The following is a 21,013-nucleotide window of genomic DNA, read 5'->3' on the forward strand; positions in this document are numbered from 1 at the left end:
CGCAGGGACGCTGCGCGCGACGAACCGACCTCGATGTCGGTGGATCAGCGCGCCAGCGGCACGCCGTTGTCGGCGGGGGCGGGCTCGGCCGCGGGCGGGGCCGCCTGTCCGGCGACCGGGGGCTGCGCCGGGGTCTGCGCGGCGGGCGCGCGACGCTGGAGCGAGGTATCGACCGACACCGCGCCGCGGCTGGCCGCCAGAAACGCCAGCGTGATGCTCATCAGGATGAACAGCGCGGCCAGTACGGACGTGGCGCGGGTCAGGAAATCCGCCGCGCCGCGCGCCGACATCAACCCCGACGGGCTGCCCGAAGAGGTCAGGCCGCCGCCTTCCGACCGCTGCATCAGGATCACGGTGACGAGGGCCGCCGCGATGATGGCCTGGAGGACGATCAGGAAGGTGAACATGGGCTGGGCGCGATTCCGAAGCGAGGAACGGGCGGTGGCGCGCGGATGGGCGCGCCCCGGATGACCGGCCACATAGGGGAGCGGCGCGCCGGGATCAACCGCGCCGCCGGACCCCCGACGCCGCGCTGCCGTCCCAAATTCGTGACATTACTGAAACCAGCCGCGAAAGCGGGCGTTACCCTGACGACGACCGGGATCATCCGGGCTTTTATCGAAGCGGGACGAGGACATGGCGACATTGGTTCAACCCGAACTCAGTTCGTGGATGAAGGCGCTGGTCGATTACGTGCGCTCGGGCGAACCCGATCTCACCAATCGCCAGATGGCGCTGCTGCTGGTCGTATACCTGCGACCTGGCCCGCACACCGTGCGTGGGCTGGCGCGGATTTTGAACGTGTCGAAGCCCGTCGTGACGCGCGCCTTGAATCGGCTGGGTGCGCTGGGCTATCTGCGCCGCCAACGCGACGATAGCGACAAGCGCAACATCTTCGTCGCCCGCACGACCGAAGGGGCAGATTTTCTTGAAGAGTTCGGCCAGTTCATCGGCGATGGGGACGCCGCCCCTGCCGCTGCCCGTGTCGGCGGCGCCGTCGACGCGGCCCGGGCGTAGCGGATTCGCGCTGACCGGCCGCTCGCGCGCGCTCGATCCGCTGACTCACGCTGTGCGCCCCGACATTGCCGACGTACGGCTGGCCGACCGCGTCTTCGCCCCGCATTATGCCGCGCCGCTGCGCCGTATTCTGGTGTGCGACGCGGTGCTGCGTGCGGAGCGCGACCCCGCCAGTGCGCCGCTCGCCTCCTTGCCGGCCGGCGCACCGTTCGACCTGCTCGACATGACCGGCGGCATCGCCTGGGGAATCGCGATCGACCACGAACGCGTCGGCTATATCGATGGTGCTGCGGTGCAGCCGCAATGACCGTGCGTGTCTTCATCGACGGAGCGGTCGGCACCACCGGGCTGGAGATCCGGGAGCGGCTGGAATCGCGCCGCGACATCGCGCTCATCACCCTGGACGAAGGCCGCCGCAAGGACGATGCCGCCCGCGCGCAGGCGATCAACGACGCCGATGTCGTGATCCTATGCCTGCCCGACGACGCGGCGCGCGGCGCGGTGGCCATGATCGCCAACGATCGCACGCGCGTGATCGACGCTTCCACCGCGCACCGCATCGCCGATGGCTGGACCTATGGCCTCGCGGAACTGGAACCGGATCAGGCCGACCGGATCGCGTCGGCGCGCTTCGTCAGCAATCCGGGCTGCTATCCCACCGGCTTCCTCGCGCTCGTCCGGCCGCTGGTCCGCGAGGGGCTGCTCGGCGCGGACGCCTTGCTCAGCGTCAACGCCACCTCGGGTTATTCCGGCGGCGGCAAGGCGATGGTCGCCGAGTTCGAGGGTGGCGAGGCGAACACCGCCTTCCGCCCCTATGCGCTGGCGCTGTCCCACAAGCACGCGCCGGAAATGCGGCAGCACGCCGGGCTGGTCCACGCGCCGATCTTCCAGCCCGCGGTCGCGCGCGCCTATCGCGGGATGGTGGTGCAAGTGCCGCTGCACCTGGCGCAGCTGACCCGTCCCGCATCGCTGACCGATGTCGCGGCGGTGCTGGCCGGTGCCTATGACGGCGGGCGGGTGGTCCGCTTCGCGCACGAAGCGGCGATCGTCGTGCGTGTCGAGGACGATGCGAACACCGATCGCATGACGCTGCGCGTCACCGGCAACGCCGCCACCGGACAGGCGTTGCTGATCGCGACGCTCGACAATCTCGGCAAGGGTGCGGCCGGCGCGGCGGTGCAGAACCTGAACATCATGGCCGGGCTCGATCCCGTCGCCGGCCTGACCCTGTAAGCAATCAAGGAGACGCGAGTTGGAGCGCAACCCGGTCGGCAAGCTGCTGTTGTTCGGTGCGACGGGCGATCTCGCCAAGCGGATGCTGCTGCCGTCGCTATACGGCCTGCACGCCGACGGGCTGTTGCCCGCGGGGCTGACGATCACCGGCTCCGCACGCGGCGACCTCGACGACGAGGCATTCCGCGCCGTCACGCGCAAGGCACTGGACGAATTCCTGCCCGACGATCGCAAGGACGAGGCTGCCTTGTCGTCGTTCCTCGACCGCATCTTCTTCCAGCCGGTCGACCTGTCGGATCAATCGACCTTCCAGGCGCTGGCGGACAAGATCGGCGACGTCTCGGGCGGCCTCGCCATCTATCTGTCGACCGCCCCGTCGCTGTTCGAGCCGGCGGTGAAGGGCTTGCAAAGCGTCGGCCTCGCCGGTGACACGGTGCGGATCGGCCTGGAGAAGCCGCTCGGCTACGATCTGGAAAGCAGCCGCGAGATCAACGACACCGTCGCTTCGGTCTTCCCGGAGGACCGCATCTTCCGCATCGACCATTATCTCGGCAAGGAAACGGTGCAGAACATCCTGGCGCTGCGGTTCGGCAACTCGATGTTCGAGCCGATCTGGAATGCGCAGGGCATCGACAACGTCCAGATCACGATTGCCGAAACGGTCGGGCTGGAGGATCGCGCCGGCTATTACGAGGGTGCGGGCGCGCTGCGCGACATGGTCGCCAACCACATGCTGCAACTGGTGGCGCTCATCGCGATGGAGCCCCCCGCCCTTTACGACGGCACCGCGATCCGCGACGAAAAGGCGAAGGTCTTCCGCAGCTTGCGTCAGATTTCGCCGGACGAGGTGCGCCAGAACACCGTCACCGGCCAATATGAGGAAGGCGCGGTCGGCGGGAAGGTCGTGCGGGGCTATGACGACGAACTGGGCTATGACAGCGGCGTCGAGACGTTCGTCGCGATCAAGGCGCATATCGACAATTGGCGTTGGCAGGGCGTGCCCTTCTACCTGCGCACCGGCAAGCGCATGGCCAAACGCCGCAGCGAGATCGCGATCCAGTTCAAGCCGGTGCCGCACTCGATGTTTTCCGGGCGCGGCGGCCTGCTGCAACCCAACACGCTCATCATCCGCCTCCAGCCGGAGGAATATGTCCAGCTGCTGGTGATGACCAAGGAGCCGGGGCTGGACCGCGAGGGGCTGCGCCTGCGCGAGGTGCCGCTGAACCTCAGCCTCGATGCCGAATTCGCGGGCAAGCGCCGCCGTATCGCCTATGAGCGGCTGCTGCTCGACCTGATCGAGGACGATCAGACGCTGTTCGTGCGCCGTGACGAGGTGGAGGCGCAGTGGAAGTGGATCGACGCGATCCGCGCCGGTTGGACCGCGAACCAGATCAAGCCGAAACATTATGCCGCCGGCACCTGGGGCCCGGCCGGCGCGATCGCGCTGACCGAGCGCGACAATGTGACCTGGCAGGACGATTGAGCGACCGCCGCGCGCCGATGGGCGGCGCGGCATGTGAGTATCAGATACTGGCTCCCGCCCCCGCGGGGCCGACCGAGGTGTAGAATGACCGAGATCGAATGGTGGGAATATGACGACGCGGCCGAGCTGGCCGATGCGATCGCGGGCGATATCCAGTTCGTGATCGAAAGCGCGATCGACGCGCGTGGCTCGGCGGTGATCGCGCTGGCCGGCGGCAAGACGCCCCTGCCCGCCTATGAGAAGCTGGCCAAGGCCAAGCTCGACTGGAAGCGCGTGACGATCATTCCCGGCGACGAACGCATCGTGCCGCTGGGCGACGCGCTGTCGAACGTCACCGCGCTGGGCAAGATCTTCATTCCGAAGGGCGCACGCGTGATGCCGATCGTCCCCAAGGCGACTGACGATTACAAGGCGGCGGGACGCTCGGCCGACGCGCTGATGCAGGATCTGCACTGGCCGCTCGATCTGTGCCTGCTCGGCGTCGGCGGCGACGGGCATACCGCGTCGATCTTCCCCGGCCCCGATTACGACGAGGCGCTGAACGGTCCCAAGGAACGCCGCGCACTGGGCGTGATGCCCGATCCGCTGCCGCCCGAGGCGCCGGTGGCGCGCGTGTCGCTGACGCGGCAGGGCATCGTCACCGCACGCGCGCTGATGATCGCGGTGACCGGCGCGGACAAGCGCAAGGTGATCGAGGACGCGATCAAGGAAGGCGTCGGCTCGCCCTATCCGATCGGGCGCGTGCTGGCGGATGCCGAACTGCCCGTGGATATCCACTGGGCGGCCTGACCGACCGACTGGACAGGTCATCGCGCTCCCCGGCCTTGTTCCGGGGAGCGTGCTGTCGCAAAGACTTAGCGAAACCGGCCCCGCGGGGCCGTGAATGCCGGGACCGGCCCGGCGTGACGAGGACGTAACAGCATGAACCCCGCCGTCAGCGCCGTCACCGATCGCATCATCGAGCGCAGCCGCCCGACCCGCCAGGCCTATCTGTCGCTGATCGAGCGGGAACGGCAGGGCTGGATCGGCCGTCCGCGGCTCGGCTGCGCCAACCTCGCCCATGCCTATGCCGGCACGCCCGAGGATCGCGATGCGATGAAGACGCAGCATGCGGCGATGAACATCGGGCTGGTCACCGCCTACAACGACATGCTGTCCGCGCACGCCGTCTATTATCGCTATCCCGAACAGATGAAGGTCTGGGCGCGGGAGGTCGGCGCGACCGCGCAGGTCGCGGGCGGCGTTCCCGCGATGTGCGACGGCGTGACGCAGGGCTATGCCGGAATGGAATTGTCGCTGTTCAGCCGCGACACGATCGCGCTGTCCACCGCCATCGCGCTCAGCCACGGCACGTTCGAGGGTGCGGCGCTGCTCGGCATCTGCGACAAGATTGTCCCCGGCCTGCTGATGGGCGCGCTGCGCTTCGGTCATTTGCCGATGATCCTGATCCCCGGCGGGCCGATGCCCTCGGGCCTGCCGAACAAGGCCAAGGCGGCGGTGCGGGAGCGGTTCGCCACTGGCGAGGTCGGACGCGAGGAATTGCTGGAGGCCGAGATCCAGGCCTATCACACGCAGGGCACCTGCACCTTCTACGGCACCGCGAACACCAATCAGATGATGATGGAGGTGATGGGCCTCCACATGCCGGGTGCCGCCTTCGTGAACCCGGGCACCAGATTGCGGCAGGAACTCACCCGCGCGGCGGTCCACCGGCTCGCGGCGATCGGGTCGCACGGCGACGATTACCGCCCACTGGGCGCGTGCGTCGATGAAAAGGCGATCGTCAACGCCGCCATCGGCTTGCTGGCGACCGGCGGCTCGACCAATCACCTGCTCCACGTTCCCGCGATCGCGCGCGCGGCGGGGATCGTGATCGACTGGGAGGATTTCGACCGCCTCTCCGCCGCCGTTCCCACGCTGGCGCGGGTCTATCCCAACGGCTCGGCCGACGTGAACGGGTTCGAGGCGGCAGGCGGCATGCCCTATATCATCGATCAGCTGCTGTCCGGCGGCTACCTGCACCGCGATATCATGACCGTCGCCGGCGATGACCTGACCGCCTATGCCAGCGCGCCGGCGATCGAGAACGACGTGCTGACCTGGAGTCCCGCCGGCGCCAGCCGCGACGAGACGATCCTGCGCCCGGTGACGCAGCCGTTCGCCCCCGATGGCGGGATGCGCATCCTGCAGGGCAACATCGGCCGCGCCTGCATCAAGGTGTCGGCGGTCGACCGCGAACGCTGGATCGTCGAGGCACCGGCCCGCGTGTTCGCCGACCAGCTCGACGTGCTGGAGGCCTTCAAGAACGGCGAGCTGGAGCAGGATGTGGTGGTCGTCGTCCGCTTCCAGGGGCCGCGCGCCAACGGCATGCCCGAACTGCACAAGCTTACGCCGCCGCTCGGCGTGCTCCAGAATCGCGGGTTCAAGGTGGCGCTGGTCACCGATGGCCGCATGTCGGGGGCCAGCGGCAAGGTGCCGTGCGCGATCCATTGCTCGCCTGAGGCGTTGCCGGGTCTGAACGGCGCCGGCGGCGCGATCGGCCTGATCCGCGACGGTGACCTGATCCGCGTCGATGCGGAAGCCGGCACGCTCGACGCGCTGGTGCCCGCCGACGAATGGGCGCTGCGCGAACAGGCCGCCTCGCCGCCGCCCGCCACCGGCATGGGCCGCGAATTGTTCGGTATGTTCCGCGGGCTGGCGGACGAGGCCGAAAAGGGTGCCAGCGCCGTCTTGGCGGGCGCGGGACTCTGACAGGACGACACCCCGGTTGACGGCGTGATGAAGAAGGCGGGGAGGAGACGAATATGCAGGTCGTAGCGGTCGATATCGGGGGCACGCACGCCCGTTTCGCGATTGCGGAGGTGGAGGGCGGCCGCGTGCTGTCGCTCGGCGAACCTGTCACGTTGAAAACCGCGGAACATGCCAGCCTCCAGACCGCCTATGAGGCGTTCCGCGAACGGCATGGCGGCACGCTGCCGGACGCCGCCGCGATCGCAGTCGCCTCGCCGATCACCGGCGACGTGATCCGCATGACCAACAATCCGTGGGTCATCCGTCCATCGCTGATCCCGGAGCGGCTGGGCGCCGCCACCTGGTCGATCATCAACGATTTCGGCGCGATCGGCCATGCCGTCGCGCAGTTGCCCGACGCCGATTTCGAACATCTCTGCGGCCCCGACGTGCCCTTGCCGGCGCAGGGCGTCACGACGGTCTGCGGCCCGGGAACCGGGCTGGGCGTGGCGCAGGTCTACAAGCACGACGGCCGTTACAACGTGCTGCCGACGGAGGGCGGGCACATGGACTACGCCCCGCTTGACGGCATCGAGGATGCGCTGCTCAAGCGACTGCGCAAGACCTTCACGCGCGTGTCGGTCGAACGGATCGTCGCCGGCCCCGGCATCGTCGCGATCTACGAAACGCTCGCCGAGCTGGAAGGGCGCGCCTACATCCACAAGGACGACAAGGCGATCTGGACCGAGGCGCTGGAGGGCACCGATTCGATCGCGCTCGCCGCGCTCGACCGCTTCTGCCTCGCGCTCGGCGCGGTGGCGGGCGATCTGGCGCTCGCGCATGGTGCGAAGGGCGTCGTGATCGCCGGCGGTCTCGGCCTGCGCATCAAGGACAAGCTGCTGCGCTCCGGCTTCGACCAGCGCTTCGTCGCCAAGGGCCGTTTCCAGTCGCTGATGTCCGGCTTGCCGGTCAAGCTCATCACCCATCCCCAGCCCGGCCTGTTCGGTGCCGCGGCCGCTTTCGCGCAGGAGCATCACGCATCATGAGCACCATCGAAACCGTCATGCGCACCAGCCCGGTGATCCCGGTGCTGGTCATCCACGACGCCGCGCAGGCGCGCCCGCTCGCCGAGGCGCTGGTCGCCGGCGGGCTGAAGGTGCTGGAGGTGACGCTGCGCACCCCCGCCGCGCTCGACGCGATCCGGGAGATGAAGCAGGTTCCCGGCGCGATCGTCGGCGCGGGCACCGTGGTCACCGTCGATCAGGTCGCGCAGGTCCGGGATGCCGGGGCCGAGTTCATCGTCTCCCCCGGCCTGTCGACGCGCACCGGCGACGCGATCATGGAGGCGGGCATCCCGTGGCTCCCCGGCGTCGCCACCGCCGGCGACATCATGCGCGGGCTGGACATGGGACTGGAGCATTTCAAGTTCTTCCCCGCCGAAACCAGCGGCGGGGTAAAAGCGCTGAAGGCGCTCGCCGCACCCTTCTACCAGTGCAAATTCTGCCCGACCGGCGGCATCACCGCCGCCAGCGCACCCGATTGGCTGGCGATCGCGCCGGTCCTGTGCGTGGGCGGCAGCTGGGTGACCGAGGGTACCCTGCCCGAGATCGAAGCCCACGCCCGCGCCGCCGCCGCCCTCCCGCGCTGACCCACGCTTCGCCGGGCGACCGAACCGGCTCACATCATCCCGTCACCCCCGGACCCGGTCCGGGGTGACGTACCGCGCTGCCCCTTTCCGCCCCGTCGATCGCCCGCTAGGCTGCGGAAAACAGGGGGTCTCCATGCGTCATCTGCTCGCCGCCGCCGCCGCACTCGCGTCCATCGCCCAGCCCGCGCTTGCCGAGCCGGATTACGCCGCGGCGATCCGCGCCGATTACGATCGCTCGCTCGCCGCGATGTGGGACGATTTCCATCGTCACCCCGAATTGTCGTTCAGGGAAACCCGCACCGCCGCGAAGATGGCCGCCGCGCTGAAAGCGGTGCCCACGATGCAGGTCACCGAAAAGGTCGGTGGCACCGGGGTCGTCGGCGTGCTGCGCAACGGGGCCGGCCCGGTGGTGCTGGTCCGCGCCGACATGGACGGGCTGCCCGTGGCGGAGAAATCCGGCCTCGCCAACGCCAGCACCGACCGGCAAGTCGGCATCGACGGCGTCGAGGCGCCCGTCATGCACGCCTGCGGCCACGACACGCACATCGTCGGGCTGCTCGCCACCGCGCGCCGCCTCGCCGCGATGAGGGATCGCTGGTCCGGCACGGTCGTGTTCGTGGTCCAGCCGGCCGAGGAACGCGTCGGCGGCGCGGCGGCGATGGTCAGGGACGGTCTCTACACGCGCTTCCCCAAGCCCGATTACGCGCTGGCCTATCACTCCAATTCCGAGGGGCTGGCCGGCACCGTCTCCGCCTCCGAGGACATCCAGTACAGCTCCTCCGACAGCGTCGACATCACCGTCCCCGGCATCGGCGCGCACGGCGCCAGTCCGCAGACCGGCAAGGACCCGGTCTACATGGCCAGCCAGCTGGTCATCGCGCTACAGGGGCTGGTCAGCCGTGAGCGCCAGCCGCTGCGGCCCGCGGTCATCACCGTCGGCAGCTTCCACGCCGGGCTGAAGCACAATATCATCTCCGACGAGGCGAAGTTGCAGGTGACGGTGCGCGCCAATGACGAGGCGACCCGCGCGCAGCTGCTCGCCGGCATCCGGCGCGTCGCGCGCGGCGTCGGCGAACTGAACGGCATGCCCGCCGACAAGCTGCCGGTCGTCAAGGTCATCGAAGGCACGCCGACGACGATCAACGACGCGGTCCTGGCCCGCCGCCTGAACGCGGTGATGGCTACGACGCTGGGCGCGGACAAGGTCATCCCGTTCCAGCAAAAGGGCATGGGCGCGGAGGATTTCGCCGCCTTCATCGAGCCGCAATATGGCATCAAGGGCTATTATTTCGCGGTCGGCGGCACGCAGAAGGCGGCGTTCGACGCCGCGGCGAACGGCGGCGCGCCGATCCCCTCGCATCATTCGCCGTTGTTCAAGGTCGATCCGCAAGCGGTCGTCACCACCGGCGCGACCGCGATGACCGCGGCGGTACTCGACCTGCTCAAGCCCGGCGGGGCCACCGCCTCCTGAGCGCACCCTCCCGCAGATGACGGCACGATGCCGTCACCTGCGGGAGGTGAACCCGCTCTATCGCGGCAGGATCGGCGGGGAATAATCCGCCGCGTTCATGAACACGCTGTCGACGCGCGTCACCAGCTTGCCCGCCGCCTCGGAGGTCGCAACCACCTTGCGCCACTCCGGGTCAGTCCCGAACGCCGCCCAGTCGGCGTCGCGAGCCGCGCGGCTGGGATACGCCAGCACGTAGATCAGCCGCCCCTCCGGTGCCGCCTCGGTCGCGATCTCGTTCCAATATGCGACGTTCGTCATGCCGTGCTTGGCGAACAGCGCGGTCGTATGCTCGCGAAAGCGCGCGTTCAGCGCCGCCGCCTTGCCCGGCGCGGGATAATAGGTGCGCAGTTCGTACACCGCCGTCTTCGCATCCAGCGCCGCCGGCCCGGCCTGCGCCGCCGTGCCCGCCATCATCAACCCAGTCGCCACGATCATGCCCAGCCGCATCGCCATCCTCCCTCGTTCCCGTCGCCGCTTATCGCCATCCGCCGATCCCCGGCGCAAGCCCGTCCCCACGCTTTCACCTTGTCACGCATCAATTCGCCGCCCGGCCGCGCGACGCACGGCGCGGGATGGTGTACGGATCGCGCATGACCGACACCGCCATCCTCATGCCCGCGCCGATGCCCGCCGCGGTGATCGACGCGCTCGACCGGCGCTTCGCGCTGCACCGCTTGTGGGAGCAGCCCGATGCCGGCGCCTTCCTCGCCGATCACGGCGCCGCGATTCGCGGTCTTGCCGCCAACACGCTGGCGGGGCGTGTCGACGCCGCATTGTTCGACCGCCTTCCCGCGCTGGAGATCGTCGCCAATTTCGGCGTCGGCTACGACAATATCGACGCACGCGCCGCCGCCGATCGCGGGATTATGGTCACCAATACCCCGGGCGTGCTCGATGCGGAGGTCGCGGACCTGACCATCGGGCTGTTGCTCGCGACGATCCGCCGCCTGCCGCAGGCCGATCGCTACGTCCGCGAAGGGCGGTGGCCCCATGCGCCGTTCCCGCTGTCGCCGACGCTGCGCGGGCGCACCATCGGCATCCTCGGGCTCGGGGCGATCGGCAAGCAGATCGCGCGCCGGCTGGAGGGGTTCGACGTCAGGCTCGCCTATCATGGCCGCAGCCGCCAGGCCGATGTCGCGTACGATTATCACGACACGCCCGTCGCGCTGGCGACGGCGTGCGACGTGCTGATCGCGATCGTTCCCGGCGGTGGCGGCACCCGCCACCTGATCGATGCGGACGTATTGCGGGCGTTGGGTGCGAACGGCGTCCTCGTCAACGTCGCGCGCGGCAGCGTGGTGGACGAACCCGCGCTGATCGAGGCGTTGCAATCGGGCACGATCCTCGCCGCCGGGCTGGACGTCTATGCCGACGAACCCAGCGTGCCCGACGCGTTGCTGGCGCTGCCCAACGTCGTGCTGCTGCCGCACCTCGGCTCGGCTTCCGAACACACCCGCGCCGCGATGGGGCAGTTGGTGGTCGACAATCTCACCAGCTGGTTCGGCGGCCATGGCCCGCTGACCCCCGTGCCCGAAACCGCCTGACGAGGCCCGGAACGGCGGATGCGGCCGCCTCCGCCACCGGCCGACCTCACCAATCCGCGATCGCCTCGCCCGCCCTGATCGCCCGACCTTCGCGCAATTCGCCGCGCAGCCGCGCTGCGGCGGGCAGGAACATCACGATCGTCGAGCCATGCTCGAACCACCCCATCTCCGCGCCCTTCTCCACCGTCGCGTCGCACGCGCGCCGTCCCGCGCCCTCCTCGCGCAGCAACCGCCCGGTATCGAGGAACGTCAGCCGGATGCCCGCCACCAGGATCGCCGCCACCGGCACCAGCAACAATTCGCGCCCGCCGGTTCCGCGCGCCTCGATCACCGCACGCTCGTTGCGACAGAACAATCGCTCCACCCGCTTCAACGCCACCGGATTGACGTTCCAGCAATCGCCTGACTGATACGTCACCCCCTCCACCGTCAGGTCGGCGGGAGCGTGGAAACGGTGGTACATTCCCGCGGTCAGCCGCAACGTCACGAACCAGCCATCCACGAAACGCCCCGCAACCATCGCATCGGGCACCAGTTCGTCCAGCCGGTACGGAAAACCCTTCACCTGATAGACGCACCCGTCCTCGACCCGGCCATGCGCGCCGACGATCGCGTCGCACGGGCTGGCTACCACTCCCTCGCCCGCCGCGAACACCCGTGCGCCGGCCCGCAACCGCCGGACGAACCCCTCGCGCAAGCTCGCGAAGCGCGTCGTCTCCGCATCCGACAGATCGACGTCGCAGAAGAACCGCCACGCGGCCAGCGCTGGCCGCGCCACCCACGGATGCTCCACCGCCGCGATCCGCCCGACCAGATTGGTCGCCCAGCGCCGTGGCAGCCGGTTGGTCAGCAGGAAGTTCAGATCCTCCTGCATCAGCATCCGCATCGGTCCGTTGCGCATTGTCACACCTGCGTCATCGCGGCGCGCGTAGTGGCGCCATGGAAAAAAAGACCCTCGCCGCCGTCGCCGGGCTCGTCGCCGGTACCCTGTTCGCCGCGACGAAGGGCCGTCAACGGCTCGCCCTGTCGCGCGCCAAACATCCCGGCCCCGCCGGCCACGTCCGCATGGCCAAGCGGATGGCGGCGCACATCCCGTATTACGCGCATGTCGACGACGGCTTCTTCCGCGCCGATGCGTGCGACGATATGGTCGCCGCGCGCCGCCGCGCCGGCTTTGCCCGCCTTGCCGCGCTCTACGCCGAACGATTCCCGGAAACGCTCGCGCTCACCGCCGGAACGCGCCCCGGGCTGTCGGACCTGCAATTCACCGGCCGCTACCGCGTGCCGTTCCCGTTTGCCGCGACGGTGCGCGAACATCTGCCCGTCGGCGCGTTCATGGCCCGCTCCGACGGAGCATGGCTGACCGATCTCGACGGCAATCGCTTCGTCGACCTGACCGGCAGCTACGGCGTCAACCTGTTCGGCAACGACTTCTACAAGGCGACGATGCGCGAGGCCGTCGCCATCGCGGAGCCGCTGGGCGGCGTGCTCGGCAGCTTCCACCCGGTCGTCGCCGACAACGTCCGCCGGCTGCGCGACCTGTCGGGGCTGGACGAGGTGTCGTTCCACATGTCGGGGACGGAGGCGGTGATGCAGGCGGTGCGCCTTGCGCGCTACCACACCGGACGCCGCCGGCTGGTCCGCTTCGCCGGCGCGTATCACGGGTGGTGGGGCGACGTGCAGCCCGGCATCGGCAACCCGGTTCCCGCCGATCATACGCTGACCCTTGCCGACCAGTCGGACCGCACGTTGGCAGTGCTCGCCAGCCGCCGCGACATCGCCTGCGTGCTGGTCAACCCGTTGCAGGCGCTGCACCCGAACGGCGGCGCGCCGTCGGACGGCCAGTTGGTCGACAGCGCGCGCGCCGCCGGTGCGGATCTGCCCGCCTATATCGCATGGCTCCGCCGCCTCGCCGACACATGCCGCGCGAACGGCATCGTGCTGATCCTCGACGAGGTGTTCATGGGCTTCCGCCTTGCCCCCGGCAGCGTCGCACGCGCCTGGGGGATCGATGCGGACATGATCGTGTGGGGCAAGACGCTGGGCGGCGGGCTGCCGATCGGCGTGCTCACCGGCCGCGCCGCGCTGATGAAGCGGTGGCGCGACGATCGTCCGGTGGACATCTGCTTCGCGCGCGGTACCTTCAACGCGCACCCTTATGTCATGGCCGCCACCGACGCCTTCCTGCGCCGCCTCGCCACGCCAGAGGTGGCGGCGATGTACGATGGCATGACGGCGCGCTGGGATGCGCGTGCCGCCCACCTCAACGCCGCGCTGGCCGCGGCCGGAGTGCCGGTGACGGTCGCGCACCTCGAAACGGTCTGGACGCTCCTCTACACCCGTCCGTCGCGTTATAATTGGATGCTGCAATATTACCTCCGCGCCGAGGGGCTGGCGCTGTCGTGGATCGGCACCGGGCGGCTGATCTTCAGCCTCGATATCGACGAGGCCTTGTTCGAGGAGATCGTCGCGCGGATGGTCGCGGCGGGTCGTGCGATGCTGGCGGATGGCTGGTGGGACGGGCCGGACGCGACGAACAGGCAGTTGAAGCGCCGGACGCTCGGGGAATCGCTGCGCGCGCGCCTGCGCGGCGGCTGATCTCACCCCTTATGGCGGGAGCAGCGGAACGAACCGGCGCGTCGATATGCCGCGCCGGCCCGTTCCGCCGCGGGCGCGCGTTCAGGCCGCGGCGTGGTGCTCGTCGGTCCGCCCATGCTTCAGCAGTCGCACCGGCGCGCTGCGATACAGGCGAAAGTCGCTGAACGGATCGGTGACGATCTTCGTCGCCCACACGATCCCGGTCTCCAGATCGCGCTCGATCCACAATTGGCCGACCCGGAACAGGATCGCGGACACGCCGAAGAACAGCCATCCGAACCCGACATGCCGCAGGAAGCCCGTCGTTCCCGCGGTGCGCTCCAGCACCCCGAACAGCGTCGGCGACAGCGCCAGTACCACCGGGATCGCCAGCCACAATCCCATCAACACGTATTTGCGCATCAGATTGTAGCCGACCTTCACCTCCTCCTTATATTCGTGGCTCACGCCATTCTCTTCGTCGTAATCGCGCGGCTCGAAGAAGAAATGCCCCGCCTGCCGGCTGGTCATCGCCACGCCCCACGCCAGCAGACTGGCCAGCGCGGCATCGACGAACAGCAACGCATAAGCGGTGATGAACGTGCAGGCGCTGACGAAATGCAGGCTCTGGTTGATCAGGTCATGATGATAGAAGCGGTGATCGTCCCAGCGCTGCTCCTTCAACTGCGCGCGGAACCCCGGATTGCCCTGTTCGTCCACGAAACGAAGCTTGCGTAACGACGGCATCATGCCTTCTCCTTGGCAATCCGGACGAGCGAGAAATGGCCCAGCGGGGGGATCGGCCGGCGTTCGGCCAGCCGCACGTCGTCGCGCGTCGCGATCCAGTCGGTGTACAGCGCAAACGGGAAGTCGGTGCGAAAGCCCATCCGCTTGGTCACCGGCATCAACGCTTTCTCGATTCCGCCGCGCACCCCCTGTTCCGCGCCGACGCGCGTGGTGATGACGATCTCGCCACCCGGGCGACACACGCGCGCGAACTCGTCCAGTGCGCGCTGCGGATTGGCGACCGCGCTCACCACATATTGCGCGACGACGACGTCGAACGATGCGTCGGCGAAGTCGAGCGCCTCGGCGTCGCCGACCCGGATGGCATCGACATTCGGCAGGTTCAGCCGCCGCGTCCGCGCCCGCGCCTTGTCGAGCATATCCTGCGATATATCCACGCCGGTCACCCGGCTGGTCGTGGCGTAACCGGGCAGCGAGATGCCCGTGCCCACGCCCACCTCCAGGATGCGTCCGCCGATCCGGTCGGCGGCGCGGATCGCCGCGGCGCGGCCCTGCCGGAACACCGGGCCGAACACCAGATCGTAGACCGGTGCCCAGCGGTCATATGCCAGCGCAACGCCGGCCGTCGTCATCGTCGCAGTCATGCCCGCCACTTACCTTAGCTCATGGGCCGAAGCCGGCCCGGGGACCGCGAACCTTGTGCGACGGACAGGTGTCAGGGTGACGACGATTGGGTGACGGCGGCCGTCACGCAAACGCCACGCCGCTGACACATGCGCGGGCGGTCGTTTCGGCGACGGCGTTGTTTAATCGCACGCTTGATCTGGATCACGGACCCAAGCTTGTCCGCGCTACGTTCGCGGCACGGGGCTTTTCCCTGCAAAAGGAAGATGTTGATGGCCGTCAAGTTTGCCGGAACGATGAACGCGATCAACCGCGGTCTCGACGCTACCAAGCCCGCAAAGGGCGCCGACATGATCGAGGATTGGGAAGCCGCCCTCGCCGAAACCGACGTTCCCGGCGCCAAGGGAATTCTTCGTGATCTCGGCTCGCTCCGCAAGCAGCTGGAAAAGGACGCGCCCGATGCCGACCGCGTCCATGCCCTGCTCCACCGGCTCGGCGTGGCGACGACGAAGATCGCCGACAAGGCCGACAAGTCGCAGGACAAGCTGAAGGCGCTCGGCGAGGCGCTGACCGAAGCCGGCGAGGAAGATACCGACGAGGAGGAAGACACCGCCGCCGCCGCCGCCCCGCAGCGCGCCCGCAAGAAGAAGTAATCGGCCGACGCGAGCGCAGCGGAACGGCCCGAACTTCGGACGAACCCATTGCGCTCGCGCCAGACCGTCATTCCTGATCGGCTCCCGCCACCTCCATCTCGAAGGTAGCGGGGGCCTGATCCATCGCGAAGATCAGCCCGCGATCCCCAGCGCCGCGGCCACCACCTTGTTGACGATCCGGCCGCCGCGCACGTTCACGCCCTCCATCAATCCGGCGTCCGCCTCCGCCGCGGCATAACCGCGATCGGCCAGCGCCAGCCCGTAAGGCAGCGTCGCGTTGTTCAGCGCATGGCTGCTGGTCAGCGGCACCGCACCCGGCATGTTCGCGACGCAATAATGGATCACGCCGTCCACCTCATAGGTCGGCTCGGCATGGGTGGTGGCATGGCTGGTCTCGAAGCACCCGCCCTGGTCGATCGCCACATCGACCAGCACCGCGCGCTGCTTCATCAGCTTCAGCATCGGGCGCGTCACCAGCTTGGGCGCCGACGCGCCGGGGATCAGCACCGCGCCGATCACCGCATCGGCCTCCGAAATCTCGTGCTCGATCGATTCCAGCGTCGAGACGCGCGTCCGCACCCGTCCCTGGAACAGCTCGTCCAGTTCGCGCAGCCGCGGGATCGAACGGTCGATGATCGTCACCTCCGCGCCTAGCCCCACCGCCATGCGCGCCGCATGCGTGCCGACCACGCCGCCGCCCAGCACCACGATCCGCGCCGGCTGCACGCCGGGGACGCCACCGATCAGGACGCCGCGACCGCCGTTGACCGCCTTCAACGCGGTGCCCGCCGCCTCGATCGACAGCCGCCCCGCCACTTCGCTCATCGGCGCCAGCAGCGGCAGATGCCCGCGCGCATCGGTCACCGTCTCATAGGCGACGGCCGTCACGCCGGATGCCTGCAAACCCTTCGCCTGCTCGGGATCGGGGGCGAGGTGCAGGTACGTGAACAGGATCTGGTCCTCGCGCAGCTGCACCCATTCGCCGGGCTGCGGCTCCTTCACCTTCACCACCATCTGCGCGGTGGCGAACACTTCCTCGGCGGTATCGACGATCCCCGCGCCCGCCGCGCGATACGCCGCGTCATCGGCGGCGATCCCCGCCCCCGCGCCGGTCTGCACGATCACCTCATGCCCGTGCGCGACATATTCACGCACCGCGCCGGGCGTCAGGCCGACCCGATATTCGTGGTTCTTGATTTCCTTGGGCACGCCGATGCGCATGGGTCCGTCTCCTGTGTTTTGCGGCAATATAGCGCGGCTCGCCTGCCGAAACCCGGCGAACTACATAAGCGATGCGTGACAACGCGCCGAAATCCGGCATGATCGCCGCCGATGACGCAGGAAACCTTCGCCGCCGATCGAATCGACCGCCGGCTGCTCGCGATGTTGCTCGACAATGCGCGCGCCACCGCCTTCACGCTGGCCGAGGCGATCGGGCGATCGGCCACTGCGGTCGCACGGCGGCAGCGCGCGCTGGAGGAGGCCGGCGTCATCACCGGCTATGCCGCACGGCTCGATCTCGCCCGGCTCGGCTGCGGCACGGTCGTCCACATCAAGGTGACGCTGGAAAGCCAGCGGATCGACGTGCTCGATGCGTTCGAAACCGCGATCGCCGCCAGCCCCTCCGTCGTCCGCTGCGACCTGATGTCGGGCAGCTACGACTATCTCGTCACCGTCCGGGTGCAGGATCTGTCGCACTTCGCGCGCATTCACCGCGACGAATTGTCGCGCTTGCCGGGCGTCACCCAAATGGAAAGCGGCTTCGTCCTGCGCGAGGTGGTCGCATCGCGACTGCCGCTTGCTCTGCTGGACGCATAAAACACTCGTGGCCGTGCGCGAGGATCATGATCCCGATCAACTTTTCAGGCTGAACTTGATCTGGATTTATCCTTTGATTGCGGCAGATTAAGGCCGCTTTTAACCTGACTTTCAGCAATAGGTCGTATATCACGCCTTGCTAATATCGATCAGTAGATAGATCGGAAGCAACGGAGTTCGTGATGGTCAGATGGTTCCAGTATCATGCGCCCATCCGCGCGAAGTTCACCGTACTCGCCATCATCTACATGGCACTGTCGGCGATGTCGCTCGGATCGACGGCGGCAGTCGCCTATGGCTTGTTGCCGGGCATGACCGGGATCATCATCGCAGCCGCCGCGCTCGCAATGGTAGCGATCGTCGCAGTCGCCTCACGTCAGTTGATCTGCGGCCCCTATGTTTCGACGGTGGTGCGGATGGAGGGGCTGGCCGCCGGTGATCTTACCAGCGCGATCAACTACACCAGCTCGCGCGATTGCGTCGGCCGCATGACCAAGGCGATGGAGGTCTTCCGTGCCAATGGTCAGGCGCTGGCCGCCGCCTCGGCGACCCAGCGCGAGGTGGTCGAGGCGCTCGGCCAGGGCCTTGGCCGGCTTGCCGACAGCGACCTGACGCACCGCATCGATCGTCCGTTCACCGCCGATTACGAGGCGCTGCGCGTGGACTTTAACCGCGCGATGACCGCGGTGTCGGATGCGATCGTCGCCGTCACCGCCGCGAGCAACGGCATCAACAGCGGCGCGTCCGACATCCGCCAGGCTTCCGACGATCTGTCGCAGCGCACGGAGCAACAGGCCGCGTCGCTGGAGGAAACCGCCGCCGCGATGGACGAGATCACCGGCACCGTGCGCGAGACGGCGGCCGGTGCGCGTCGCGCCAACACCGCCGTGAGCGAGGCGCGGACCGAGGCGGAAAGCTCGGGCGAGGTCGTGCGCCGCGCGGTCGAGGCGATGGGCGGGATCGAGCGGTCGTCCTCCGAGATCATACTCGCGCGCGCGGTGAACGGNCGCGAGACGGCGGCCGGTGCGCGTCGCGCCAACACCGCCGTGAGCGAGGCGCGGACCGAGGCGGAAAGCTCGGGCGAGGTCGTGCGCCGCGCGGTCGAGGCGATGGGCGGGATCGAGCGGTCGTCCTCCGAGATCAGCGAGATCATCAGCGTCATCGACGGCATCGCCTTCCAGACCAATTTGCTGGCGCTGAACGCCGGCGTCGAGGCGGCCCGCGCCGGGGACGCCGGCCGCGGCTTCGCCGTGGTCGCCAGCGAGGTGCGCGCCCTGGCGCAGCGTTCCGCCGACGCCGCCAAGGACGTCAAGACCAAGATCCTCGCCTCGACCGAGCAGGTCGACGCCGGCGTGTCGCTGGTCAGCGAGACCGGCAAGGCGCTGCAACGCATCATCGCCCGCATCGGAGAGGTCAGCACGCTCGTCTCGACGATCGCCTCGTCCGCCGAGCATCAGGCGACCGGGCTGCAGCAGGTGAACACCGCCGTCTCCGAGATGGACGGGGTGACGCAGCAGAATGCCGCGATGGTCGAGGAAGCGACCGCCGCCGCGCGCAGCCTCGCCCAAGACCAAGATCCTCGCCTCGACCGAGCAGGTCGACGCCGGCGTGTCGCTGGTCAGCGAGACCGGCAAGGCGCTGCAACGCATCATCGCCCGCATCGGGGAGGTCAGCACGCTCGTCTCGACGATCGCCTCGTCCGCCGAGCATCAGGCGACCGGGCTGCAGCAGGTGAACACCGCCGTCTCCGAGATGGACGGGGTGACGCAGCAGAATGCCGCGATGGTCGAGGAAGCGACCGCCGCCGCGCGCAGCCTCGCGGGTGAAGCCGATCGCCTGCTCGCGGAGGTGTCGCGGTTCCGCACCGACGGGAAGCAGCGTCCGTCGGCCCCCGTCCACGCCTCCCCCGTCCACGATCTTCAGGCACGCGCCGCGGCCGCCGGGCGCGACATCGCCCGCACCTCGCGCCGTCCGGTCACCGGCACACGCGGCAACGCGCTGGCCGTCGCGGAAGACGAATGGTCGGAGTTCTAGGGCCAGTCGACGATCAGCCGCCACCCTGGAAGCGCGGGCGTCACGCAGATCGATGATCTTCATTGCCGGGCAGGCCGGCATCCGCGAAACGGTGAATGTCGATAAATCCAGCGCAACCCGGCCGTCGCCGTGCCGCGCCACAACGATCGGCCTTTATCGAAACGCCTCCTTCTTGCCGGCCCCCGGAAGCGCCGCTTCCCCGCGCTCGGCAAGCGGCGGTGCCCCGGATCGACTCCGGGGCGACGGCGCGAACCCGTCGACCGTGTCCACGGTCCGCCCGGGCCGCTCCGTCCAGCGGGGGTAGTGTGGCCGCGGCGGGAGCCGGTGGCGCTATCCCCGCCCCGCCGCATAGATCGCATCCAGCACCCGCGCCGTCGCGACATATTCCGCCGCCACCGCATCGAACCGCGCTCCCGCCGCCAGCCGCATCGCCCAGTCCACGGCGGCGCGTCCGCCCCACTCGTCCGGCGGCACCGCCAGCATCTCGCGCGACGTGCCGCGGAAATGCTCCGCGGTGAAATCGTAGAACGATCCGCCGACGTTGCGCAGCGCGGCACCGCCCTCGGTGCCATAGAATGCCGCCTCGATCACCGCATCCTGCCCGGCGTGCAGCCGCCACGAACACGCCAGCCGCACCGTCACGCCATTGTCCAGCCGCACCGTCGCGGCGGCATAATCCTCCACCGCGTCCGGGCCGACCGGCGCACCCCCCGCATAAAGCGCGGCATCCACCCCGGCCACCGCCGCGCCCGGGTTCAGCCACAGCGCAAGATCGGCAAGGTGGATGCCCAGATCCATCACGCACCCGCCGCCCGATTGCGCACGATCGTAGAACCAGGGCTTGTCGGGGCCGTAAGCATTGTGGAACGTCAGATCGATCGCGAACACCCGCCCCAGCGCCCCGCCTTGCACCAGCGGCGCGATCGCGCGCATCCCCGCGGTGTGGCGATACGACAGGTCGACGCCCAGCAGCCGGTCCGCCCGCCGCGCCGCCGCGACGACCGCCTCGTTCTCGGCCGCATCGCGCCCCAGCGGCTTCTGGCAGAATACCGCCACCCCCGCCTCCAGCGCCGCGATCGACTGTGCGGCGTGCAACGCGCTCGGGCTGGCGATCACCAGGCCGTCCAGCTCCAGCGCCAGCATCTCGTCCAGCGACCCGCACACCTTCGCGCCCGCCGCGACCGCCTGCGCCTCTGCCAGCATGTCCGCCGATGGATCGCTGATCGCCACCGCCGCCACCGCGCCGCTGTCGACCATCGCCGCCATCCGGTGCCGCCCGATCCAGCCGGTGCCCAGGAAGCCGACCCGTGGCTTGCTTTCACTCATCGATCATTCTCTTTCTCTTCGATCCGTCCAGGCGCGGCGATCCGCCGCCGCTGCCGCCCCGCGAGACCG

General features: G+C 68.9%; 21 protein-coding genes and 1 pseudogene. 15 read left to right on the forward strand and 7 right to left on the reverse strand.

What is annotated here, in order from left to right; translation table 11 throughout:
* Nucleotides 1–44 precede the first annotated feature (44 nt).
* Nucleotides 45–407: a preprotein translocase subunit SecG gene (secG, locus tag ASE95_RS04820; protein ID WP_056632131.1), complete on the reverse strand. Its 363-nt coding sequence runs from the start codon at nucleotides 405–407 to the stop codon at nucleotides 45–47.
* Nucleotides 408–672: 265 nt separating this feature from the next.
* Between secG and ASE95_RS04825 the strand changes: the two genes are divergently transcribed.
* The 9 genes from ASE95_RS04825 (at nucleotide 673) to ASE95_RS04865 (ending at nucleotide 9,582) form a co-directional block, all read left to right on the forward strand.
* Nucleotides 673–1,017 carry a MarR family transcriptional regulator gene (locus tag ASE95_RS04825; protein ID WP_056633226.1) on the forward strand — a complete coding sequence of 115 codons (345 nt, stop codon included), beginning with the start codon at nucleotides 673–675 and terminating at the stop codon, nucleotides 1,015–1,017.
* 52 nt (nucleotides 1,018–1,069) lie between these two features.
* The gene (locus ASE95_RS04830; RefSeq protein WP_056633229.1) at nucleotides 1,070–1,324 is read left to right on the forward strand and encodes a hypothetical protein; all 255 of its coding nucleotides are present in this window, start codon (nucleotides 1,070–1,072) and stop codon (nucleotides 1,322–1,324) included.
* Nucleotides 1,321–2,250: an N-acetyl-gamma-glutamyl-phosphate reductase gene (gene argC / locus ASE95_RS04835; protein WP_056632134.1), complete on the forward strand. Its 930-nt coding sequence runs from the start codon at nucleotides 1,321–1,323 to the stop codon at nucleotides 2,248–2,250. Before ASE95_RS04830 ends, argC begins: the two co-directional genes overlap by 4 nt.
* Before the next feature lie 19 nt (nucleotides 2,251–2,269).
* The gene (zwf, locus tag ASE95_RS04840; RefSeq protein ID WP_056632137.1) at nucleotides 2,270–3,733 is read left to right on the forward strand and encodes a glucose-6-phosphate dehydrogenase; all 1,464 of its coding nucleotides are present in this window, start codon (nucleotides 2,270–2,272) and stop codon (nucleotides 3,731–3,733) included.
* 84 nt (nucleotides 3,734–3,817) lie between these two features.
* The gene (gene pgl / locus ASE95_RS04845; RefSeq protein ID WP_056632140.1) at nucleotides 3,818–4,522 is read left to right on the forward strand and encodes a 6-phosphogluconolactonase; all 705 of its coding nucleotides are present in this window, start codon (nucleotides 3,818–3,820) and stop codon (nucleotides 4,520–4,522) included.
* A gap of 132 nt (nucleotides 4,523–4,654) precedes the next feature.
* Nucleotides 4,655–6,484, forward strand: a complete 1,830-nt coding sequence (edd, locus tag ASE95_RS04850) for a phosphogluconate dehydratase (RefSeq protein WP_056632143.1) — start codon at nucleotides 4,655–4,657, stop codon at nucleotides 6,482–6,484.
* 53 nt (nucleotides 6,485–6,537) lie between these two features.
* Entirely contained in the window at nucleotides 6,538–7,509 is a 972-nt protein-coding gene (gene glk, locus ASE95_RS04855) for a glucokinase (RefSeq protein ID WP_056632145.1), read from the forward strand.
* Nucleotides 7,506–8,111, forward strand: a complete 606-nt coding sequence (eda, locus tag ASE95_RS04860; protein WP_056632148.1) for a bifunctional 4-hydroxy-2-oxoglutarate aldolase/2-dehydro-3-deoxy-phosphogluconate aldolase — start codon at nucleotides 7,506–7,508, stop codon at nucleotides 8,109–8,111. Before glk ends, eda begins: the two co-directional genes overlap by 4 nt.
* 133 nt (nucleotides 8,112–8,244) lie before the next feature.
* Nucleotides 8,245–9,582, forward strand: coding sequence for an amidohydrolase (locus ASE95_RS04865; protein ID WP_056632152.1), 1,338 nt, complete (start codon nucleotides 8,245–8,247; stop codon nucleotides 9,580–9,582).
* 57 nt (nucleotides 9,583–9,639) lie between these two features.
* On the opposite strand, the gene ASE95_RS04870 is transcribed toward ASE95_RS04865, so the two are convergent.
* Nucleotides 9,640–10,074, reverse strand: coding sequence for an NIPSNAP family protein (locus ASE95_RS04870; protein ID WP_056632155.1), 435 nt, complete (start codon nucleotides 10,072–10,074; stop codon nucleotides 9,640–9,642).
* 137 nt (nucleotides 10,075–10,211) lie between these two features.
* Between ASE95_RS04870 and ASE95_RS04875 the strand changes: the two genes are divergently transcribed.
* The gene (locus ASE95_RS04875; RefSeq protein ID WP_056633232.1) at nucleotides 10,212–11,165 is read left to right on the forward strand and encodes a 2-hydroxyacid dehydrogenase; all 954 of its coding nucleotides are present in this window, start codon (nucleotides 10,212–10,214) and stop codon (nucleotides 11,163–11,165) included.
* A 46-nt stretch (nucleotides 11,166–11,211) separates the two neighbouring features.
* Here ASE95_RS04875 and asd read toward each other — a convergent pair whose 3' ends face one another.
* Nucleotides 11,212–12,066 (reverse strand): archaetidylserine decarboxylase, encoded by an 855-nt coding sequence (gene asd, locus ASE95_RS04880; RefSeq protein WP_235528184.1) that lies wholly within the window; start codon nucleotides 12,064–12,066, stop codon nucleotides 11,212–11,214.
* A gap of 38 nt (nucleotides 12,067–12,104) precedes the next feature.
* On the opposite strand from asd, the gene ASE95_RS04885 reads away from it, so the two are divergent.
* Nucleotides 12,105–13,763, forward strand: coding sequence for an aminotransferase class III-fold pyridoxal phosphate-dependent enzyme (locus ASE95_RS04885; protein WP_056632160.1), 1,659 nt, complete (start codon nucleotides 12,105–12,107; stop codon nucleotides 13,761–13,763).
* Nucleotides 13,764–13,844: 81 nt separating this feature from the next.
* On the opposite strand, the gene ASE95_RS04890 is transcribed toward ASE95_RS04885, so the two are convergent.
* Together ASE95_RS04890 and ASE95_RS04895 are read right to left on the reverse strand one after the other, a co-directional pair.
* Nucleotides 13,845–14,492 carry a hypothetical protein gene (locus ASE95_RS04890; protein ID WP_235528185.1) on the reverse strand — a complete coding sequence of 216 codons (648 nt, stop codon included), beginning with the start codon at nucleotides 14,490–14,492 and terminating at the stop codon, nucleotides 13,845–13,847.
* Nucleotides 14,489–15,133, reverse strand: a complete 645-nt coding sequence (locus tag ASE95_RS04895; RefSeq protein WP_056632162.1) for a class I SAM-dependent methyltransferase — start codon at nucleotides 15,131–15,133, stop codon at nucleotides 14,489–14,491. The genes ASE95_RS04890 and ASE95_RS04895 overlap by 4 nt, the downstream gene beginning before the upstream one ends.
* A gap of 252 nt (nucleotides 15,134–15,385) precedes the next feature.
* On the opposite strand from ASE95_RS04895, the gene ASE95_RS04900 reads away from it, so the two are divergent.
* Nucleotides 15,386–15,766, forward strand: a complete 381-nt coding sequence (locus tag ASE95_RS04900) for a hypothetical protein (protein WP_200918736.1) — start codon at nucleotides 15,386–15,388, stop codon at nucleotides 15,764–15,766.
* A gap of 132 nt (nucleotides 15,767–15,898) precedes the next feature.
* Here the strand turns inward: ASE95_RS04900 and ald are convergent, their stop codons facing one another.
* Nucleotides 15,899–16,987, reverse strand: coding sequence for an alanine dehydrogenase (ald, locus tag ASE95_RS04905; protein WP_056632164.1), 1,089 nt, complete (start codon nucleotides 16,985–16,987; stop codon nucleotides 15,899–15,901).
* A 111-nt stretch (nucleotides 16,988–17,098) separates the two neighbouring features.
* Here ald and ASE95_RS04910 point away from each other — a divergent pair, with 111 nt between their 5' ends.
* From ASE95_RS04910 to ASE95_RS18540, 3 genes and pseudogenes are all read left to right on the forward strand, one after another.
* A complete protein-coding gene (locus tag ASE95_RS04910; RefSeq protein ID WP_056632167.1) occupies nucleotides 17,099–17,584 on the forward strand; it encodes an Lrp/AsnC family transcriptional regulator in 486 nt (161 codons plus the stop codon).
* A gap of 1,007 nt (nucleotides 17,585–18,591) precedes the next feature.
* Nucleotides 18,592–19,155: pseudogene (locus ASE95_RS18195) on the forward strand (methyl-accepting chemotaxis protein); the annotation flags it as partial.
* A 37-nt stretch (nucleotides 19,156–19,192) separates the two neighbouring features.
* Nucleotides 19,193–19,618: a methyl-accepting chemotaxis protein gene (locus tag ASE95_RS18540; protein WP_235528187.1), complete on the forward strand. Its 426-nt coding sequence runs from the start codon at nucleotides 19,193–19,195 to the stop codon at nucleotides 19,616–19,618.
* A 330-nt stretch (nucleotides 19,619–19,948) separates the two neighbouring features.
* On the opposite strand, the gene ASE95_RS04925 is transcribed toward ASE95_RS18540, so the two are convergent.
* Entirely contained in the window at nucleotides 19,949–20,944 is a 996-nt protein-coding gene (locus tag ASE95_RS04925) for a Gfo/Idh/MocA family protein (RefSeq protein WP_056632178.1), read from the reverse strand.
* Nucleotides 20,945–21,013: the final 69 nt, after the last annotated feature.

The organism is Sphingomonas sp. Leaf231 (assembly GCF_001421995.1).
In the GTDB taxonomy this organism is placed as follows: domain Bacteria; phylum Pseudomonadota; class Alphaproteobacteria; order Sphingomonadales; family Sphingomonadaceae; genus Sphingomonas.

What these genes read in the sequence shown, in the direction of transcription:
- argC (WP_056632134.1), top strand. Translation starts at nt 1,321, where the DNA reads ATGACCGTGCGTGTCTTCATCGACGGAGCGGTCGGCACCACCGGGCTG.
- ASE95_RS04895 (WP_056632162.1), bottom strand. Translation starts at nt 15,133, where the DNA reads ATGACTGCGACGATGACGACGGCCGGCGTTGCGCTGGCATATGACCGC.
- ASE95_RS04870 (WP_056632155.1), bottom strand. Translation starts at nt 10,074, where the DNA reads ATGGCGATGCGGCTGGGCATGATCGTGGCGACTGGGTTGATGATGGCG.
- asd (WP_235528184.1), bottom strand. Translation starts at nt 12,066, where the DNA reads ATGCGCAACGGACCGATGCGGATGCTGATGCAGGAGGATCTGAACTTC.
- ASE95_RS04890 (WP_235528185.1), bottom strand. Translation starts at nt 14,492, where the DNA reads ATGATGCCGTCGTTACGCAAGCTTCGTTTCGTGGACGAACAGGGCAAT.
- pgl (WP_056632140.1), top strand. Translation starts at nt 3,818, where the DNA reads ATGACCGAGATCGAATGGTGGGAATATGACGACGCGGCCGAGCTGGCC.
- ald (WP_056632164.1), bottom strand. Translation starts at nt 16,987, where the DNA reads ATGCGCATCGGCGTGCCCAAGGAAATCAAGAACCACGAATATCGGGTC.
- edd (WP_056632143.1), top strand. Translation starts at nt 4,655, where the DNA reads ATGAACCCCGCCGTCAGCGCCGTCACCGATCGCATCATCGAGCGCAGC.
- ASE95_RS04875 (WP_056633232.1), top strand. Translation starts at nt 10,212, where the DNA reads ATGACCGACACCGCCATCCTCATGCCCGCGCCGATGCCCGCCGCGGTG.
- glk (WP_056632145.1), top strand. Translation starts at nt 6,538, where the DNA reads ATGCAGGTCGTAGCGGTCGATATCGGGGGCACGCACGCCCGTTTCGCG.
- eda (WP_056632148.1), top strand. Translation starts at nt 7,506, where the DNA reads ATGAGCACCATCGAAACCGTCATGCGCACCAGCCCGGTGATCCCGGTG.
- ASE95_RS04910 (WP_056632167.1), top strand. Translation starts at nt 17,099, where the DNA reads ATGACGCAGGAAACCTTCGCCGCCGATCGAATCGACCGCCGGCTGCTC.
- ASE95_RS04900 (WP_200918736.1), top strand. Translation starts at nt 15,386, where the DNA reads ATGGCCGTCAAGTTTGCCGGAACGATGAACGCGATCAACCGCGGTCTC.
- ASE95_RS04925 (WP_056632178.1), bottom strand. Translation starts at nt 20,944, where the DNA reads ATGAGTGAAAGCAAGCCACGGGTCGGCTTCCTGGGCACCGGCTGGATC.
- ASE95_RS04825 (WP_056633226.1), top strand. Translation starts at nt 673, where the DNA reads ATGAAGGCGCTGGTCGATTACGTGCGCTCGGGCGAACCCGATCTCACC.
- ASE95_RS04865 (WP_056632152.1), top strand. Translation starts at nt 8,245, where the DNA reads ATGCGTCATCTGCTCGCCGCCGCCGCCGCACTCGCGTCCATCGCCCAG.
- ASE95_RS04885 (WP_056632160.1), top strand. Translation starts at nt 12,105, where the DNA reads ATGGAAAAAAAGACCCTCGCCGCCGTCGCCGGGCTCGTCGCCGGTACC.
- secG (WP_056632131.1), bottom strand. Translation starts at nt 407, where the DNA reads ATGTTCACCTTCCTGATCGTCCTCCAGGCCATCATCGCGGCGGCCCTC.